The sequence below is a fragment of the Ancalomicrobiaceae bacterium S20 genome, from assembly GCA_040269895.1.
Lineage (GTDB): Bacteria > Pseudomonadota > Alphaproteobacteria > Rhizobiales > Ancalomicrobiaceae > Methyloraptor > Methyloraptor flagellatus.
The window spans coordinates 3,752,208-3,770,556 of record CP158568.1; the positions used below are offsets into that span (position 1 = coordinate 3,752,208).

Below are 18,349 nucleotides of genomic sequence, written 5' to 3' on the forward strand. Positions count from 1 at the left end.
GGGCGACCCGATGGCTCTCATCAAGGAAATCGACTACGGCACGCCGATCAAGGTCGCCGAGAAGACCGTGACGCTCGAGATCGACGGCGTCTCCGTCACCGTGCCCGAGGGCACCTCGGTGATGGCGGCGGCCATGCATGTCGGGACCAAGATCCCGAAGCTCTGCGCGACCGACAGCCTCGAGCCGTTCGGCTCGTGCCGGCTCTGCCTGGTCGAGATCGAGGGCCGCCGCGGCACGCCGGCCTCGTGCACGACGCCGGCCGAGAACGGCATGAAGGTCAAGACGCAGTCGCCGCGGCTCGCCTCGCTGCGCAAGGGCGTCATGGAGCTCTACATCTCCGACCACCCGCTCGACTGCCTGACCTGCGCCGCCAACGGCGACTGCGAGCTGCAGGACATGGCCGGCGCGGTCGGCCTGCGCGAGGTCCGCTACGAGGCGGGCGAGAACCATTTCGAGAAGGCGGTCGCGCGTCCGAAGGATGAGACCAACCCCTATTTCACGCTCGATCCGGCCAAGTGCATCGTCTGCTCGCGCTGCGTCCGCGCCTGCGAGGAGACGCAGGGCACCTTCGCGCTGACCATCGACGGCCGCGGCTTCGCGAGCTTCGTGTCGCCGGGCGGCACGGACTTCCTCGACAGCGAATGCGTCTCCTGCGGCGCCTGCGTGCAGGCCTGCCCGACCGCGACGCTGATCGAGAAGTCGGTGATCGAGAAGGGCCAGCCGGAGCATTCGGTCGTGACGACCTGCGCCTATTGCGGCGTCGGCTGCTCGTTCAAGGCCGAGATGCAGGGTTCGGACGTCGTGCGCATGGTGCCGTTCAAGGACGGCAAGGCGAACGAGGGCCATTCCTGCGTCAAGGGCCGCTTCGCCTTCGGCTATGCGACCCACAAGGACCGCATGACCAGGCCGATGATCCGCGCCAAGATCTCCGACCCGTGGCGCGAGGTCTCCTGGGAGGAGGCGATCGGTCACGCGGCGTCCGAGATCAAGCGGATCCAGGCCAAGTACGGCACGGAATCGGTCGGCGCGATCACTTCGTCGCGCTGCACCAACGAGGAAGTGTTCGTCGTCCAGAAGCTGGTGCGCGCGGCGTTCAAGAACAACAACGTCGACACCTGCGCCCGCGTCTGCCACTCGCCGACCGGCTACGGCCTGAAGACCACCTTCGGCACCTCGGCCGGCACGCAGGACTTCAAGTCGGTCGAAGAGGCCGACGTGATCCTGGTGATGGGCGCCAACCCGACCGACGGCCATCCGGTGTTCGCCAGCCGCATGAAGAAGCGGCTGCGCGCCGGCGCCAAGCTGATCGTGATCGATCCGCGCCGGATCGATCTCGTGAAGTCGCCGCATATCGAGGCGCAGGTCCATCTGCCGCTGAAGCCGGGGACCAACGTCGCGATGGTCAATGCCATCGCCCATGTGATCGTGACCGAAGGCCTCGTCGACGAGAGCTTCGTACGCGAGCGCTGCGACATGGTCGACTTCCTGGCCTGGGCGCAGTTCATCGCCGATCCGAGCAACGCACCGGAGGCGGCCGAGGCGATCACCGGCGTGCCGGCGGCCGACATCCGCGCGGCCGCCCGGCTCTATGCGACCGGTGGCAACGGCGCGATCTACTATGGCCTCGGCGTGACCGAGCACAGCCAGGGCTCGACCACGGTCATGGGCCTCGCCAACCTCGCCATGGCGACCGGCAACATCGGTCGCGAGGGCGTCGGCGTGAACCCGCTGCGCGGCCAGAACAACGTGCAGGGCTCGTGCGACATGGGCTCGTTCCCGCACGAGTTCTCCGGCTATCGCCATGTCTCGGACGACGCCACGCGCGAGATGTTCGAGCACATGTGGGGCGTGGCGCTGTCGCCCGAGCAGGGCCTGCGCATCCCCAACATGTTCGACGAGGCGATCGGCGGCGGCTTCAAGGCGCTCTATGTGCAGGGTGAGGACATCGCGCAGTCTGACCCGAACACGCAACACGTCCAGGCCGCGCTCGGCGCGATGGAATGCATCATCGTGCAGGACCTGTTCCTGAACGAGACGGCCAAGTTCGCCCATGTGTTCCTGCCCGGCTCGTCGTTCCTGGAGAAGGACGGCACCTTCACCAACGCCGAGCGGCGCATCAGCCGCGTGCGCAAGGTGATGCCGGAACTGTCGGGCAAGTCGGAGTGGCAGGTCACGATCGACCTCGCCAAGGCGCTCGGCTACGACATGGCCTACGCGCATCCGTCCGAGATCATGGACGAGATCGCACGGCTGACGCCGACCTTCGCCGGCGTCTCCTACGCCAAGCTCGACGAACTGGGCTCGGTGCAGTGGCCGTGCAACGACAAGGCGCCGGAAGGCACGCCGACCATGCACATCGGCGGCTTCGTGCGCGGCAAGGGCCAGTTCGTCGTCACGGAATACGTGCCCACCGACGAAAAGGTCACGCCGCGCTTCCCGCTGATCCTGACCACCGGCCGCATCCTGTCGCAGTACAACGTGGGCGCCCAGACGCGCCGCACGGAGAACTCGGCCTGGCATCCGGAGGACGTGCTGGAGATCCATCCGCACGACGCCGAGCAGCGCGGCGTGCGCGACGGCGATCTGGTCGCGATCCAGAGCCGCGCCGGCGAGACGGTCTTGAAGGCGCGGGTCAGCGAGCGGATGCAGCCGGGCGTCGTCTACACGACGTTCCATCATCCGTTCTCGGGCGCCAACGTCATCACGACCGACTATTCGGACTGGGCGACGAACTGTCCGGAATACAAGGTCACCGCCGTCGAGATCCGCCGCACCAACCGGCATTCGGGCTGGCAGGAAGAAAATGCCCGGACCGACGTCGACTATCGCCGCATCGCACCCGCGGAGGCCGCCGAATGAGCAACGACAACACGCAGAGCCACGCCCACGACGACCTGCCGATGCTGGTCCGCATGGCGAACCAGATCGCGGCCGCCTTCGCCCACAAGGACGAGGCGACGGCGATCGAGGCGATCCGCGAACATATCGCTCAGTTCTGGACGCGCGGCATGCGCCAGCGCATCACCGCGGCCAGCGGCGAGGCGGTGGCGAAGCTCGATCCGCGCGCCGCGCGGGCCATCGCCACCTTCGCGGCGCCGGCCCTGCGCAAGAGCGCTTGAAGCCAAGCCGCTACCCTTCCGGATGCCGGTCGGGCGCCTGTCGCGCCCGGCCGGCATTCGTCTTTCAAGGGCTGGACGTTGCAGACGGGGCCTCAGCCAGCCGGGCGACGTTCCCGCCCGATCAACCGCCGCTCTGCGGATAGGAGATGATCGACAGATAGACCGCCGGCAGCTTCACGAGTTGTTCCGGCCCATGCGGGGCATCGGCATCGAAGAACAGGCTGTCGCCGGGCTGCATGTGGAACAGCTGGTCGCCGTGGCGGTACACGACCTCGCCCTCCAGCATGTAGAGCAGTTCGAGCCCGGCGTGCTGGAAGGTCGGGAAGACGTCGGAATCGCCGGTCAGGTGGATCAGATAGGGCTCGACGGTGACGCCGCTGGTGTTGTTGTCGATGTGGCCGAGCAGCCGGTATTGGTGACCGGCACGCGTGCCGCGGCGCTCCAGCTCGACGCCCTCGCCGGCCTTCACGAACACCGCGTTGCGCGGCTCCTCGTAGCGGCGGAAGAAGGCCGTGATCGGCACGCCGAGCGCGCGCGACAGCGCCTGCAGCGTGGTCAGCGACGCCGAGATGTTGCCATTCTCGATCTTCGACAGCATGCCGACCGACAGGCCGGTCGCGGCGGCGAGGTCGGCGACTGTGATGCCGAGCTTCTTGCGCGCGGCGCGGACCTCGTGGCCGATCGCCATTTCGAGGTTGTTTTCCTTCGGCTCGCGGACGGCGTGCGGATTCTGGCTCAAGACGACGGTCTCCGGGGCGCGGGTTCACCGCGGAGATTAGCATCACCAGGAATATTTCGATAATCGCCAGGAAAAATTACCGCCGCGCGGCGCGCGGGCTGCGCCCGAAGACGGCGGCGTAGGCACGGGCGAAATGGCTGGCGCTGGAAAAGCCGGTCGCGAAGGCGATCTCGGCCACCGACAGCGTGCTCTGGCGCAGCAGCTTGTCGGCATGGTCGAGCCGGATGCGCCGGTAGTCCGCGAGGAAGGTCGTGCCGCGGTGCACGGCGAACAGCCGGTCGAGATGGCGCTCGGAGACGCCGGCGAAACGCGCCATCGCCGCGCGCGACAGCGGCGCCTCGATCGTCGCCTCCATCTTCTCGATGACCGCGATCAATGCGGGATGATGCACGCCGTGACGCTCGGCGAGCGAGGCGCGCTGCGGGCCCTCGCCGGCGCCGACCTCCGTGTGCAGGAACCAGTCGGAGACGCGTCGCGCGAAATCCGCGCCCATCCGCTCGGCGATCAGCGCATGCATCATGTCGAGCGGCGCGATGCCGCCGCCGCAGGTCAGCCGGTCGCGATCGATGACGAAGCGCGCCTGCACCGGATCGAGGTCCGGAAACGCCTCCTTCAAGGCCGGCGCATGTTCCCAGTGGATGGTGAAGCGCTTCCCCGCGAGCAGGCCGGCGGCGGCGAGCAGGTAGGGCCCGCCCGAAATGCCGCCGATCCGGACACCCTCGCCGGCGAGCCGGCGCAGCGCCTGATGGACCGCGGGTCGATGCCAGTCCGCCGGTCCGCCGCCGGCGCAGACGAACACGGCCGCGAGCCCGTCGCCCCGCCCCGGCAGTGCCTCGGTCACGACCGTGGCGCCGGACGAGGCGGCGACCTCGCGCGTTTCGCCGAAATTCCGGACCCGGAACAGCGGCCGCCCCGCGATGACATTGGCGGCCCGGAACGGCTCGGTCGCCGCCGCATAGGACATCAGCGCGAAGCCGGGCAGGAGCACGAAGCCGATCGTGGCGATCGAGCGGTCGTCAGGGAAGCGGGAGGCCTGCATGGCTCAAATCTACAAGCTCATGTCCCATAGGAGCAAGCCGCTCGCCCGATCCCGTCCCACACTGCGACCATCGTCCCTCGCCCGAGCGGCCCTTCGCCCATGCGCTATTCCGCCCTTTCGGTGTTCCTGAACGGCCTCCGCGGCAACAAGCACTGGTCGCGCGCCTGGCGCGCGCCGGCGCCGAAGCCGGCCTATGACGTCGTCATCGTCGGCGGCGGCGGGCATGGCCTGTCGACGGCCTACTATCTCTCGAAGGTGTTCGGCGTCCGCAATGTCGCGGTGCTGGAGAAGGGCTATCTCGGTTCCGGCAACATCGGCCGCAACACGACGATCATCCGCTCGAACTACCTGCTGCCGGGCAACAACCCGTTCTACGAGCTGTCGATGAAGCTCTGGGAGGGGCTGGAGCAGGACTTCAACTTCAATGCGATGGTGTCGCAGCGCGGTGTGCTGAACCTCTACCACACCGACGGCCAGCGCGACGCCTATACGCGGCGCGGCAACGCCATGCGACTGCACGGGGTCGACGCCGAGTTGCTCGACCGCGACGAGGTTCGGGCGATGGTGCCGTTCCTCGACTTCGACAATGCGCGGTTCCCGATCAAGGGCGGCCTGTTCCAGCCGCGCGGCGGCACCGTGCGCCATGATGCGGTCGCCTGGGGCTATGCGCGCGGCGCGGATGCGCACGGCGTCGACATCATCCAGCACTGCGAGGTGACGGCGATCCGCCGCGGCGCCGACGGCCGCATCGCGGGCGTCGAAACGAACCGCGGCTTCATCGGCGCGACGAAACTCGCGTTGGCGACCGCCGGCCATTCGTCGGTGACGGCCAAGATGGCCGGCCTGACCCTGCCGCTCGAGAGCCATGTGCTGCAGGCCTTCGTCTCGGAAGGCATCAAGCCGTTCATCGACACGGTCGTGACCTTCGGCGCCGGTCACTTCTATGTCTCGCAGTCGGACAAGGGCGGGCTCGTCTTCGGCGGCGACATCGACGGCTACAATTCCTATGCCCAGCGCGGCAATCTCGCGACGGTCGAGCATGTCGCCGAGGCCGGGGTCGCGATGATCCCGAGCCTGTCGCGGCTCCGGATGCTGCGCTCCTGGGGCGGCATCATGGACATGTCGATGGACGGCTCGCCGATCATCGATCGCACGCCGATCGACAACCTCTACCTGAACGCCGGCTGGTGCTACGGCGGCTTCAAGGCGACGCCGGCCTCCGGCTACTGCTTCGCCCATCTGATCGCGCGCGACGCGCCGCATCCGACCGCCGCGCAAATGCGGCTCGACCGCTTCGCGCGCGGCTACCTGATCGACGAAAAGGGCGTCGGCGCCCAGCCGAACCTGCATTGAGGGCCAGACCATGGCGAGCCTGATCCGCTGCCCGCACTGCGGCGCCCGTCCGAGGGAAGAGTTTTCCGTCCGCGGCGCCGCGCTCGCGCGCCCGGCGCCCGATGCAGGGGCCGGGGCGTGGTTCGCCCACGTCTACCTGCGCGACAATCCGAAGGGCCCTTACGCCGAACACTGGCACCACATCGCCGGCTGCCGGCGCTGGCTGGTGGCGACGCGCGACACGGCCACGCACGAGGTCCTCTCGGTCGTCGATGCGAGCGCCCATGAGGGAGCGAGCGCATGACCGCCCATCGCCTCGCCTCCGGCGGCCGCATCGACCGCACGCAGCGCCTCGGCTTCAGCTTCGACGGCGAGACCTATGTCGGCCACCCCGGCGACACCGTCGCCTCGGCGCTCCTCGCCAACGGCCGGTTCCTGATGGGCCGCTCGTTCAAGTACCATCGGCCGCGCGGGGTCGTGACGGCGAATTCGGCCGAGCCCAATGCGCTCCTGACCATCGGCACCGGCGGCCGGCGCGAGCCGAACAGCCGCGCGACCATGGTCTCGCTCTATGACGGCCTCGTCGCCGAGAGCCAGAACCGCTGGCCGTCACTCGACTTCGACATCGGCGCGCTGAACGGTCTCCTGTCGCCGTTCCTGTCGGCCGGCTTCTACTACAAGACCTTCATGTGGCCGAAGGTCACCTGGGAGAAGCTCTACGAGCCGTTCATCCGCCGCGCGGCCGGCCTCGGGCGGGCGGGTTACGGCAGCGATCCCGACCCCCATGAGAAGCGCTGGGCGCATTGCGACCTGCTCGTCATCGGTGCCGGCCCGGCCGGCCTCGCCGCCGCGCTGACCGCCGGGCGCGCCGGCGCACAGGTGATCCTTGCCGACGAAGGCAACGAGCCCGGCGGCACGCTGCTCTACGAGACGGCGCGGATCGACGGCGTCGAGGCCTCCGCGTTCCTGGCCGCGACGGTCGCGGAGCTGGCGAGCCTGCCGAATGTCCGCGTGCTCACGCGCACCACCGTATTCGGCTGGTACGACGACATGGTGTTTGGCGCGGTCGAGCGCGTGACGCCGCATGGCGCCGTGCCTCTTCCCGGCGCACCGGTCGAGCGGCTGTGGCGCATTGCGCCGCGCCGGGCGATCCTGGCGACCGGAGCGGAGGAGCGCCCGCTCGTCTTCGGCGGCAACGATCGACCGGGTGTCGTCACGGCCGAGGCGGCGGTCGCCTATGCGCGGCGCTTCGGGGTCGCGATCGGTTCGAAGGTCGCTGTTTTCGCCAATTCCGCGGCCGGTGCCCGGACCGCGACGGCCCTGCGCGCCGCCGGCGTCGAGGTCGTCGCCCTGGCCGATTCCCGCGATACTGCGCCGGCAAACAATGCGGCACATCGCAGCTTCGCCGGCGCCGCGGTGCTCGACGCGATCGGCGGCAAGCGGCTCTCCGCGATCCGGATCGCGGCCGGCGGCCGGATCGAGACGATCGAGGCCGACGCGCTCGCCATGTCGGGCGGCTTCAGCCCGCGCATCCATCTCGCCTGCCAGCGTGGCGCGCGGCCGGTCTGGGACGACCGGCTCGGCGCCTTCCTCGCACCGGCGAACACGCTGCCGGTCACCGGCGCGGCTGCGGGCGCCATGACGCTCGCCGGCTGTCTCGAGGGCGGCGCGGCCATGGCGAAAGCCGCGCTCGCCGACCTCGGTCTCTCCGCCCGGACCGCCGTCTTCGGCGCGGTCGAAGGCGATTGGGACGCGGCGCCGGTGAGGCCGCTGTGGCGGGTGAAGGGCGCGAAAGGCAAAGCTTTCGTCGACTTCCAGAACGACGTCCATGTCGCGGATCTCGGCCTCGCGGTCCGCGAGGGCTACGACCATGTCGAACTCGCCAAACGCTACACCACGAGCGGCATGGCGACCGACCAGGGCAAGCTCTCCAACATCAACGCGATCGGCCTCCTCGCCGAGGATCGCGGCGTCAGCCCGGCCGAGATCGGCACCACGACCTTCCGGCCGTTCTACACGCCGGTGTCGTTCGGCGCGCTCGCCGGCCCCTCGAAAGGCATGGCGTTCCAGCCGATCCGCCGCTCGCCGCTGCATGGCTGGGCGGAAAAGTGCGGCGCGGTGTTCGTCGAGGCCGGGCTCTGGATGCGCTCGTCGCATTTCCCGCGCGCCGGCGAGACGCATTGGCGCGAGACGGTCGATCGCGAAGCGCTCGCCGTCCGCGCCGGCGCCGGCCTCTGCGACGTCTCGACCCTCGGCAAGATCGAGATCGCCGGGCCGGACGCCGCGACGCTCATCGACCGCGTCTATTGCAACGGCTTCGCCAAGCTGCCGGTCGGCCGCGCGCGCTACGGTCTGATGCTGCGCGAGGACGGCTTCGTCTACGACGACGGCACCACCAGCCGGCTCGCCGAGGACCGCTACATCATGACCACCACCACGGCCATGGCCGGGCCGGTGCTCGCGCATCTCGAATATTGCGCGCAGGTGATATGGCCGGAGCTCGACGTCGCCTTCGTCTCGGTCACCGACCAATGGGCGCAGATGGCGATCGCGGGGCCGAAGTCGCGCGACATCCTCGCGCGCCTCGTCGATGCCGATCTCTCGAACGCCGCCTTCCCGTTCATGGCCGCCCGCGAGGTGACGCTTCTCGGCGGCAAAGTGCCCGCACGGCTGTTCCGGATCTCATTCTCGGGCGAGCTCGCCTACGAACTCGCGGTGCCTGCCGGATGGGGCGAGGCGGTTGCGGACGCGATCATGGCGGCGGGCGCGGGTGACGGCATCACCGCCTACGGCACCGAAGCGCTCGGGGTGCTGCGCGTCGAGAAGGGCCACGTCACCCACGCCGAGATCAACGGCACGGTCACGGCGGCCGACCTCGGCATGGGCCGCATGGTGTCGGCGACCAAGCCCGACTTCATCGGCAAGCACATGCTCGATCGCGAGGGCCTCAACGCGGCCGACCGGCCGCAGCTCGTCGGCGTGGTGCCGCTCGACCCGGCCGACGGGTTCAAGGCCGGCGCCCACATCCTCCGCGTCGGCGACACAGAGACGCTGGAGAACGACCAGGGCTACGTCACCTCCGCGCTCTATTCGCCGCACGTCGGCTCGACCATCGGGCTCGCCTTGGTCCGGGGCGGCAGCGCCCGCCATGGCGAGGAGGTCGTGGTCTGGAACGGCCTCGCCGCCACCCGCACGCCGGCGCGGCTGGTCGCACCGGTCTTCGTCGACCCGACCGGGGAGAGGCTCCATGGTTGAGACGGTTCTCGCGCCCGCCACGGCGCTCGCTCACGCACCGGTCGATCTCCCGAGCCGGCGGGTCCGCCTGACGCCGCTCGCGGAGGGCCACGTACTGCAGGTCGTCGCCCGCCATGGCGCAACGGTGCCGGCCGAACGGCTGGCCGCGCTCGGCGACGGCGGCAGCCATGCCGTGCGCCCCAACGGGCCGGGGCAATGGCTGTTGGTCGGCGATGCCGCGCTGTCGTTCGACGAAGGCCGCGCCCGCGCGGCGGCGATCACCGACCTCGCCCATGTGTTCGACCAGAGCCACGGCCGCCTGCGCATCGGTCTCGACGGACCGGGCGCGGAGGATCTGCTCGCGACCGGCATCGGCGTCGATCTCACGCGCGCGGCCTTCCCGGTCGGAGCGTCGGCCAATGCGCTGTTCCGGCATGTCTCGGTGCATCTGACCCGCACGGGTGCGGATGCCTTCGAACTCGTCGTGCCGCGCAGCTTCGCGGCCGACCTCTGGCACGAACTCGGCGCGTGAGGCATCCCGGCAAGGCACTGTAGAGCGGCAGCCGATCAGACTGGATCGGATACCGCTCGCCTGCCCTCGGCGAGGCGAGCCTTTTCCGATCGGAGCGGTTCGCTCCGATCGGGCCTTGCTTTAGCGCCGGCGTCAAAGAACCGTCATGGAAACCGTCGACAGAAGCCCGGCGGAGGATCCGATGGCGGCGATCACCTTGAAGAACATCACCAAGCGCTTCGCGTCCGCGCCGAGCGCCGCGGTCGATGACGTCAGTCTCGAGGTGCCGGCCGGCGCCTTCCTCGCGCTGCTCGGACCCTCGGGCTGCGGCAAGACCACGCTGCTCCGCCTGATCGCCGGCCTCGAACACCCCGACACCGGCACGATCCGGCTCGGCGACCGCGTGGTCGCCGAGGGCCACCGCGCGCTCGATCCGGAGCGGCGCGGCGTCGGCATGGTGTTCCAGTCTTATGCGCTGTGGCCACACAAGACGGTGGCGCGCAACGTATCCTATTCGCTGGAGATCGCCGGCCGGCCGCGCGCCGAGATCGCGCGCGCCACGAGCGCCATGTTGGAGCGCGTCGGCCTCGTCGGCTTCGACGACCGCCTGCCCGAGACGCTGTCCGGCGGCCAGCGCCAGCGCGTCGCGCTCGCCCGGGCGCTGGTGCAGGACGCCTCGATCGTGCTCTGCGACGAGCCGCTCGCCAATCTCGACGTCCATCTGCGCGACACGATGCTCGCGACCTTCGCCGATCTGCATCGCTCGCTCGGCCGCACCTTCGTCTACGTGACCCATGATCAGGCCGAGGCGCTGGCGCTCGCAACGACCGTCGCCGTGATGGACAAAGGCCGCATCGTGCAGGCGGCGGCGCCGGTCGAGATCTACGCCAAGCCGGCGAACCGCGCGCTGGCCGGCTTCATCGGCCGCGGCAGCCTGATCGAGGCGCGTGTCGCCGGTCCGCTCGCCGACGGCCGCGTGCCGGTGACGGTCGCCGGCTGCACCTTGTCTGCCCGCGCCGATGCGCTCCCCGCGGAAGAACGCGTCACGATGCTGGTCCGACCGGAGGCGGTGACCGCCATCGCGGCCGGAGGGGCCGACGCTCTCCGGGCGACGGTGACTGGGCAGATCTATCGCGGTGCGGCGTTCGAGACCGCAGCGGTGCTCGCCGATGGCCAACGGCTGCTGTTCGACCGGCCCGAGCCGACCGCGTCGGGCACGGAGGTCGCGCTTGCGGTCCGCGATGCCTGGGTGTTGCCCGAGGCGTGAGCCACGGGCCGCCCGCTCACCGCCAAGGGACGACGCGGCGCGGCAGCCGGCTGGCGCAGAGATCGAGCCCGATCATCGCCACCGCGATCACGCCGATCGAGACCACCGCGACGGCGGCCGCGAGCGTCGCGTAGCCGCCATCCTCGAGATTGAACATCACCACGCCCAGCGTCTCGGTGCCGGCCGACCACAGGAGCGCCGAGACGGTCAGCTCGTTGAACGCGGTCAGGAACACAGCCAAGGCGCCGGCCACCGCTGCCGGCGCGATCAGCGGCGCGACGATGGTCCAGAGCCGGCGGGCGTAGCCGGCCCCGGCGATGCGCGCGGCCTCCTCGATGTCGGTCGGCAGTTGCGCCATGGCGGCGGCGGGGGCCTTGAGCGCGACGGTCGCGAAGCGGATCAGATAGGCGACCACGATGATTGCGGGCGTCGCGTAGAGACTGACGCCGACGAGCGGCAGCGGCTTCAGGAACAGGAGGATCGTCGCGACCGCGAGCACGATGCCCGGCAGCGCGTAAGGGAGCTCGATCAGCGTCTCGGCGATCGCCTTCAGCCGGCCACCGCGCCGCTCCAGCACATGGGCGGCCGGGATCGCCGCGAGCGCCAGCAGCGCCGCCGCGAGCCCGGCATAGAGGCCGGAGTTCACGAGCGCGCGGACGGTCACCTTCTGACGAGCCAGCACCTCGACGAAATTGTCGAGCGTCAACGTCGTCGAGGTCAGCGCCACGCCATAGGCCGGCACGAGGGCGGTGGTCACCAGCGAGGCGACCGGCAGCACGAACACGATCGCGACGAGGAGCCAGAGCGCGGCCTCGACAGGGAGGCGCCAGGACCCGAGCCGGAACGGCCGCCCGAGCCCCGCCCCCGGCGCGATGCGCGTCGCCCGGCCCGGCGCGACCAGGCCCGCGACCGCCAGCCCGGCGAGCGTCATCACCGCCATCACCACCGACAGCGCCGCCATGTCGGCGAGCACGGCCGGGCCGCCCGAGCTGATCTCGACATAGATCAGCGTCGGCAGCGTCAGATAGTTGACCGAGATGCCGAGCAGCGCCGGAATGCCGAAATTGCCGACACAGGCGACGAAGGCGAGCGCCGCGGCAGCGGCGAGATAGGGTCTCATCAGCGGCAGCACGATCGTGCGCGCGATCCGCGTCGGCCGCGCGCCAGAGATCCGCGCCGCCTCGATCACGTCGCCGGGGATGCTGGCGAGCCCGGTCCGGAGCAGGATGAACACGAGCGGCGAATGATGCAGCGCCAGCAGCGCGATGATCCCGGCCGGGCCGGTGAGCGGATTGGCGCTGCCCGGTGCCGGCGCGAGGCCGAGACTGTTGAGCAGCGGGCTCGACGGGCCGGTCGCGGTCAGGAAGGCGAGCGCCGTCACCTGCGGCGCCATCAGCATCGACAGGACATAGAGGAACGCGATCGGCCGGACCGCGCGCACGTCGGTCAGCGCGGCGGCGAGCGCGACCAGCCCGCCGATCACCAGCGCGCCGAAGCCGCCGAGAAGGCAGGTCTCCAGACTGTGCCTGAGCGCGAGGGCGGCGCGCCGGGTCGCGATTTCGGCAAGGAAGGGCGCGGCGTCGAACACGCCGGCGGGCCGCAGCGCGGCATCGGCGAGCCGCAGCACCGGCACGAGCCCGACCGCCGCGAAGAGCGCGACGGTGACGGCCAGCACGACGCGCTCGCTCGTCGGCCCGCGGCGTGCCGGGGTCGTGGACGACGCCGGCAGCGCGGTCCCCGTGGCCGCCGCGCCGCCACTCATTCGGCGAAGATGTCCTGGAACTTCTTCTTGTTGGCGGCTTCCTCGGCGAGCGCCTTGGCCGGATCGAAGGGCATCACCTTGATCGCCGAGCGGGCCGGATAGCCGGCCGGCAGCGGCGCACTCGGCAGCGCCGGGACATAGCCCTGCTTCGCGGTCAGCGCCTGACCTTCGGCCGACAGCAGGAAATCGACAAAGGCCTTGGCCGCCTCGGGATTCTTGCTCGACTTCAGGATCGCGACCGGCTCGGTCACGGCAGAGACGCCCTCGGCCGGAAACACGAACTCGATCGGCGCGCCCTTGGCCTTTTCGCGGATCGGCATGAAGTCGACGATGAAGCCGTAGAGCTTCTCGCCGCCCGAGACCGCGCGCAGCACATCGCCGTTGGCGCCGGTCGCGACCGCGCCGTTGGCCTTGAGATCCTTGTAGTAACCCCAGCCGGCCGGCAGGTTGGCGGTCAGCGTCACGGTATGGATCATCGCGGCGCCGGAGGTGACCGGCGTGGGGATCTGCACCTGGCCCTTGGCCTCCGGCTTCAGGAGATCCGACCAGGACGCCGGCTTCATAGGCGCCTTGGTGTTGTAGACGATGCCGGTCGTGATCAGCTTGGTGCCGAACCAGGCGCCGTCCGGATCGTGCGTACCGGCCGGATAGGGCGCGGTCGCCTCGGTCTTGTAGGGCAGGAGCAGGCCTTCCTTCTTCAGGCCTTCCATGGTGACGCTGTCGGCGATCAGCAGCACGTCGGCCTGCGGCTGGCCGGCGGCGATCTCGGCGCGCAGCTTGGCGAGCACGCGCGGCGTGCCGTCGCGCACGAAGCTGATGTCGACATCAGGGTGCTTGGCCTTGAAGGCATCGACCGTCTGTTGGGCGTCGGTGTTCGGCTGGCTCGTGTAGACGACGAGCTTGCCGCCCGCGGCCTCGGCCGGAAGCGACGCTGCGATGAGGAAGAGAAGGGCGAGGACGGCGCGCCGATCGAGCATGACGGTTTCCTTGGGTCTGACGACCGCCTGACCAGAGCACGATGCCTTCAGACGGACGCGTCTCGCACGTCCGTCTGAAGGCATCGTGCTCCATCAATGAATTAGAGCAGTGATTCAGCGTTCCGGTGGCGTCACCTGAACGCATCCTGCTCTAGACCCGGCCGATGAAATCAACGTGACAGTTCGGTGTCGCGCTGTCATGTCGGCCATGCGTCGACATCGGCGGTTCAAGCGGCCGGATGCCCTGCCCGTTTCAGCCGCATGATCACCGTGTCGAGCGCGGACAGGAAGGTCGAGCGGTCGCGGGTCGAGAACGGGCGCGGGCCGCCGGTCTGCTCGCCGCCGGAGCGCAGATCCTCCATCAGATCGCGGGTCGCCAGCGCCATGCCGATCGAGGCCTCGTCGAGGATGCGGCCGGTCGGCTGCACGACGGCCGCACCGGCGCCGAGCGCACGATGGGCGAGCGGGACGTCGGTGGTGATGACGATCAGGCCCGGCCGGGCACGCTCGGCGATCCAGTCGTCGGCGGCGTTGAAGCCCTCCGCGACGCGCACGAAGCGGATCAGCGGCTCGGCGGGCACGCGGATGTGCCCATGGGCGACCACCGCGACGGCGATGCCGTGGCGGCCGGCAACCTTGTAGATCTCGTCCTTGACCGGGCAGGCGTCGCCGTCAACGAGGATCTCGATCCGTTCGCGCGCCCCGCCTCCGACGGGACCTCGCCCGCCGAAACGCGGCGGCAACCGCTTGAAGGCAGGGCGCGCGGAGGTCGGGTCCGCGGAGGTAGGGCGCGCCGGTGCCGCCTGATCGAGCACCGACACGCCGGGCGCCGGCACGCTGGGCACCGGCACTTCAGGCGCCGGCACCTCGGGCGCCGGCACCTCGGGCACGGTCTCTTCGCGCGCCGGCCGGTCCGGATCGCTCACGCGTCGTCCTTGAACCAGGCCTCGACCGGGCCGGTCAGCTTCAGCACCATTGGGTTGCCGCGCCGATCCTTGGCGGTCGGCACCGGCATGCGCACCCAGTTCTCGCTGATGCAATATTCCTCGACGTTGGTGCGCTCGACGCCCTTGAAGCGGATGCCGATGCCGCGGGCGAGCAGGGCCTCGTCGTAGAACGGGCTCGCCGGGTCGACGGACAGACGGTCGGGCGGGGTATCGGCCATGATCGATGCTTCCTCGTCAGTGAACTTCGAGCCCGGAGCAATAGCGACAGGATCGGGCGCTGCCAACAGGGCAGCACGCCTGCGACGAAGATCGCCAACGCAGGTCGCGGCCGGCGATCCCGAACCTCTCCTGCAATTCGGCGGCAAAATTTTCTCGCGACACGCCGAACAACGGAAACCAGAATGTCGACCTGATAAGTCGGATATTGCACGCTTCGATCGTGGCCGGCCGGACACCGCCGGCGGCTCCCCCATCGAGGCCTTCCCATGTCCCGCTCCTTCGTCGTCGGCATCGCCGGCAACACCCATCGGCCCTCTCGGACCCGCGCGCTGGTCGAGACCCTGATTTCAGACGTGTCGCTGCGGCGGCCGATCGACGTCGAGATCCACGATCTCGATGGTCTCGGCCCCGAGCTCGGCGCCACGCTCGACCCGCGGCTGGCGCCGCCCCGGCTCGCGGCCGTGCTCGACGCGATCGTAGCGGCCGATGCGCTCGTGGTGGCGAGCCCGGTCTACAAGGGCACCTTCTCCGGTCTGTTCAAGCATCTGTTCGATCTGGTCGATCCCAAGGTGCTGCAGGGCAAGCCTGTGCTGATCGCCGCGACCGGCGGCAGCGAGCGGCACTCGCTGGCGATCGATCACGGCCTGCGGCCGCTGTTCGGGTTCTTCGGCGCCGCCGTCGTCCCGACCGGCGTCTACGCGACCGAGCGCGACTTCCTCGACTACCAGCCGAGCCACACCGCCCTCGTGGCGCGGATCGGTGCTGCGGCGGAAGAGCTCGCGGAGGTGCTCGGCTCCCGACGGGCCGCCCGCGCGCTCGCCAAATCCGCCTGACGCGAGGGTCGACAAGCAGTGCTGACCAAGCGTCGCCTTTAACTTTCCCGACCTGCCCCCATCCGGCCGAACCTCTGGAGGCCCCCATGCTTACACGCCGTCAGATCCTCACGTTCGCCGCCGCCGGCACCGCAAGCGCGCTCGCGACGCCGATCCTCGCCGCCGCCCCCGAGCCTGCCAAGGAGCCCGCGAAGACCTTCCGGTTCGGCTGGCAGAAGAACGGCGTGCCGGCGCTGACCAAGCGCCGCGGCACGCTGGAGACGCGGCTCGCCGCGCGCGGCGTCGCGGTCACCTGGCACGAGTTCCCGTCCGGGCCGCCGCTGCTCGAGGCGCTCGGCGCCGGTGCGATCGATTTCGGCTACACCGGCGACATTCCGCCGATCTTCGCCCAGGCCGGCAAGCTCGACCTCGTTTATGTCGGCGCGGCGCCGGCGCCGGGCTCGTCCTCGGCGATCCTGGTCAAGAAGGACGGCCCGATCCGGTCGCTCGCCGACCTGAAAGGCCGCACGCTCGCCTTCACCAAGGGCTCGAGCGCGCACAACGTCGCCGTCTCGGCGCTGCGCAAGGCCGGCCTGACGCTGAAGGACGTGACGCCGGCCTATCTGTCGCCCGCCGACGCCGGTGCCGCCTTCGCCGGCGGCCGGGTCGAGGCCTGGTCGATCTGGGATCCGTTCTACGCGATCGCCGAGCAGAACCCCGACGTCCGCGTGCTGACCACGGCCGAAGGCATCGTCGACAGCTACGGCTACTACCTCGCCAACGGCGCCTACACCAAGGCGAACCCGACGCTGGTCCGCGAGGTGCTGGCCGAGCTCGCGGTCCAGGCGGCGTGGTCGCAGGATCATCTGGAGGAGACTGCCAAGGCGCTCTCCGAGATCACCGGCGTCCCCTACGATGTAACGCTGCGCTCGGTCAAACGCACGAACACGCGGTTCGCAGTGCTGCCGGTCACGCCCGAGATCGTGAAGACGCAGCAGGCGATCGCCGACACCTTCGCGGCCGAAGGCCTGATCCCGGCGAAGCTCGACATCGCGTCGATCGTCTGGACCGCGCCGAGCATCTGAACCCGCACATCCGTTTCCCGCCCCTCTCCCAATCCACTCCCGAGGAGGACGTCCCATGTCCGTTGAGACGCTGAAGCCGACCGGCTCCGATCCGCTGAATTTCTTCTGGTTCATTCCGACGAGCGGCGACGGGCCGTATCTAGGCACGGACGACTTCTATCGCGCGCCCGATCACGCCTACCTGCGCGAGATCGCGACCGCGGTCGACCGGCTCGGCTTCGGCGGCGTGCTGATCCCGACCGGGGCCAATTGCGAGGACAGCTGGATCACCGCGACCGCGCTCGCCACCGCGACAGAGCGGCTGAAGTTCCTGGTCGCGATCCGGCCCGGCACCGCGACGCCGGCGTTCTACGCCCGGCTCGCCTCGGCGGTCGACCGGGTCTCGAACGGCCGGCTCCTGATCAACATCGTCGTCGGCGGCGCGCCGAAGGAGCTCGCCGGGGACGGCATCTTCCTGCCCCATGACGCGCGCTACGACCACGCGGAGGAGTTCTTCGAGGTGTTCGAGACGATCGCCAAGGGCGGCACCGCGACGCTCGACGGGAAGTACATCAAGGCCGAAGGCGCCAAGCTGAACTTCCCCTTCGTCCAGAAGCCCCGGCCGCCGCTCTATTTCGGCGGCTCTTCCGACGCGGCGATCGAATTCTCCGCCGGTCGGACCGACAAGTATCTGACCTGGGGCGAACCGCCGGCGCAGGTCGCCGAGAAGATCGCGACCGTTCGCGCCGCCGCAGCGGCCAAGGGCCGCGAGGTGACCTTCGGCATCCGCCTGCACTTCATCGTCCGCGAGACCGACGAGGAGGCCTTCGCCGCAGCCGACAAGCTGATCTCGCGCCTTTCCGACGAGACCATCGCCGCCGCGCAGGAGAAATTCCGCAACGAGAGCGATTCCGTCGGCCAGCATCGCATGGCGGCGCTGCACGGCGGCCGGCGCGACAATCTCTATGTCGCGCCGAACCTCTGGGCCGGCGTCGGCCTGGTGCGCGGCGGTGCCGGCACGGCGCTGGTCGGCAGCCCGGAGACGATCGCCGCACGCCTGCGCGAATATCAGGCGCTCGGCATCGATACGGTGATCGGCTCCGGCTATCCGCACCTCGAGGAGGCCTACAAGGTCGCCGAACTGCTGTTCCCGGTGCTCGGTCTCGGCCGTCGCTCGGGCGAGGTGATCTCGGGCGATTTCGGCACCGGCGCCGGGCTCGGCGCCCGGCCGCGCCGCATCGCCGGCCTGGCCGCCGCGGTGTGACCGCGACCTTCCCGCTTTGAGACTGCGCGCCGCCGATTGCCCGGCGGCGTGCCCGACCAACC

The 18,349-nt window shown here is 69.9% G+C and carries 16 protein-coding genes; 10 read left to right on the top strand and 6 right to left on the bottom strand.

Annotation, left to right across the window (positions count from 1 at the left end):
* The first annotated feature begins 10 nt into the window (after positions 1-10).
* Positions 11-2,860: a formate dehydrogenase subunit alpha gene (gene fdhF, locus ABS361_17015; GenBank protein ID XBY43758.1), complete on the top strand. Its 2,850-nt coding sequence runs from the start codon at positions 11-13 to the stop codon at positions 2,858-2,860.
* The gene (locus tag ABS361_17020; GenBank protein ID XBY43759.1) at positions 2,857-3,120 is read left to right on the top strand and encodes a formate dehydrogenase subunit delta; all 264 of its coding nucleotides are present in this window, start codon (positions 2,857-2,859) and stop codon (positions 3,118-3,120) included. Before fdhF ends, ABS361_17020 begins: the two co-directional genes overlap by 4 nt.
* Before the next feature lie 121 nt (positions 3,121-3,241).
* On the opposite strand, the gene ABS361_17025 is transcribed toward ABS361_17020, so the two are convergent.
* Both ABS361_17025 and ABS361_17030 read right to left on the bottom strand, forming a co-directional pair.
* Entirely contained in the window at positions 3,242-3,859 is a 618-nt protein-coding gene (locus ABS361_17025) for a helix-turn-helix domain-containing protein (GenBank protein XBY43760.1), read from the bottom strand.
* A 76-nt stretch (positions 3,860-3,935) separates the two neighbouring features.
* Positions 3,936-4,898, bottom strand: a complete 963-nt coding sequence (locus ABS361_17030; protein ID XBY43761.1) for a GlxA family transcriptional regulator — start codon at positions 4,896-4,898, stop codon at positions 3,936-3,938.
* Between the two features lie 99 nt (positions 4,899-4,997).
* Between ABS361_17030 and ABS361_17035 the strand changes: the two genes are divergently transcribed.
* The 5 genes from ABS361_17035 to ABS361_17055 all read left to right on the top strand — a co-directional run bounded on the left by ABS361_17035 (position 4,998) and on the right by ABS361_17055 (position 11,242).
* Positions 4,998-6,251: a sarcosine oxidase subunit beta family protein gene (locus ABS361_17035; protein ID XBY43762.1), complete on the top strand. Its 1,254-nt coding sequence runs from the start codon at positions 4,998-5,000 to the stop codon at positions 6,249-6,251.
* Positions 6,252-6,261: 10 nt separating this feature from the next.
* Positions 6,262-6,534, top strand: a complete 273-nt coding sequence (locus ABS361_17040) for a sarcosine oxidase subunit delta (GenBank protein ID XBY43763.1) — start codon at positions 6,262-6,264, stop codon at positions 6,532-6,534.
* Positions 6,531-9,485, top strand: a complete 2,955-nt coding sequence (locus tag ABS361_17045; GenBank protein ID XBY43764.1) for a sarcosine oxidase subunit alpha family protein — start codon at positions 6,531-6,533, stop codon at positions 9,483-9,485. Before ABS361_17040 ends, ABS361_17045 begins: the two co-directional genes overlap by 4 nt.
* Complete coding sequence (locus ABS361_17050) at positions 9,478-9,996, top strand: sarcosine oxidase subunit gamma family protein (GenBank protein XBY43765.1); 519 nt, start codon at positions 9,478-9,480, stop codon at positions 9,994-9,996. The genes ABS361_17045 and ABS361_17050 overlap by 8 nt, the downstream gene beginning before the upstream one ends.
* A 181-nt stretch (positions 9,997-10,177) precedes the next feature.
* Positions 10,178-11,242, top strand: a complete 1,065-nt coding sequence (locus ABS361_17055) for an ABC transporter ATP-binding protein (GenBank protein ID XBY43766.1) — start codon at positions 10,178-10,180, stop codon at positions 11,240-11,242.
* A gap of 16 nt (positions 11,243-11,258) precedes the next feature.
* Here the strand turns inward: ABS361_17055 and ABS361_17060 are convergent, their stop codons facing one another.
* From ABS361_17060 to ABS361_17075, 4 genes are all read right to left on the bottom strand, one after another.
* Complete coding sequence (locus ABS361_17060; protein ID XBY43767.1) at positions 11,259-12,917, bottom strand: iron ABC transporter permease; 1,659 nt, start codon at positions 12,915-12,917, stop codon at positions 11,259-11,261.
* Between the two features lie 83 nt (positions 12,918-13,000).
* Positions 13,001-13,981 carry an ABC transporter substrate-binding protein gene (locus ABS361_17065; protein ID XBY43768.1) on the bottom strand — a complete coding sequence of 327 codons (981 nt, stop codon included), beginning with the start codon at positions 13,979-13,981 and terminating at the stop codon, positions 13,001-13,003.
* Positions 13,982-14,208: 227 nt separating this feature from the next.
* Positions 14,209-14,724, bottom strand: coding sequence for a YaiI/YqxD family protein (locus ABS361_17070; GenBank protein ID XBY46926.1), 516 nt, complete (start codon positions 14,722-14,724; stop codon positions 14,209-14,211).
* A 179-nt stretch (positions 14,725-14,903) separates the two neighbouring features.
* Positions 14,904-15,146 carry a DUF3297 family protein gene (locus tag ABS361_17075; protein XBY43769.1) on the bottom strand — a complete coding sequence of 81 codons (243 nt, stop codon included), beginning with the start codon at positions 15,144-15,146 and terminating at the stop codon, positions 14,904-14,906.
* 267 nt (positions 15,147-15,413) lie between these two features.
* Between ABS361_17075 and msuE the strand changes: the two genes are divergently transcribed.
* From msuE to ssuD, 3 genes are all read left to right on the top strand, one after another.
* Positions 15,414-15,980: an FMN reductase gene (gene msuE / locus ABS361_17080; GenBank protein ID XBY43770.1), complete on the top strand. Its 567-nt coding sequence runs from the start codon at positions 15,414-15,416 to the stop codon at positions 15,978-15,980.
* Positions 15,981-16,066: 86 nt separating this feature from the next.
* The gene (locus ABS361_17085; protein XBY43771.1) at positions 16,067-17,044 is read left to right on the top strand and encodes an aliphatic sulfonate ABC transporter substrate-binding protein; all 978 of its coding nucleotides are present in this window, start codon (positions 16,067-16,069) and stop codon (positions 17,042-17,044) included.
* Between the two features lie 55 nt (positions 17,045-17,099).
* Positions 17,100-18,287: an FMNH2-dependent alkanesulfonate monooxygenase gene (gene ssuD / locus ABS361_17090; protein ID XBY43772.1), complete on the top strand. Its 1,188-nt coding sequence runs from the start codon at positions 17,100-17,102 to the stop codon at positions 18,285-18,287.
* Positions 18,288-18,349: the final 62 nt, after the last annotated feature.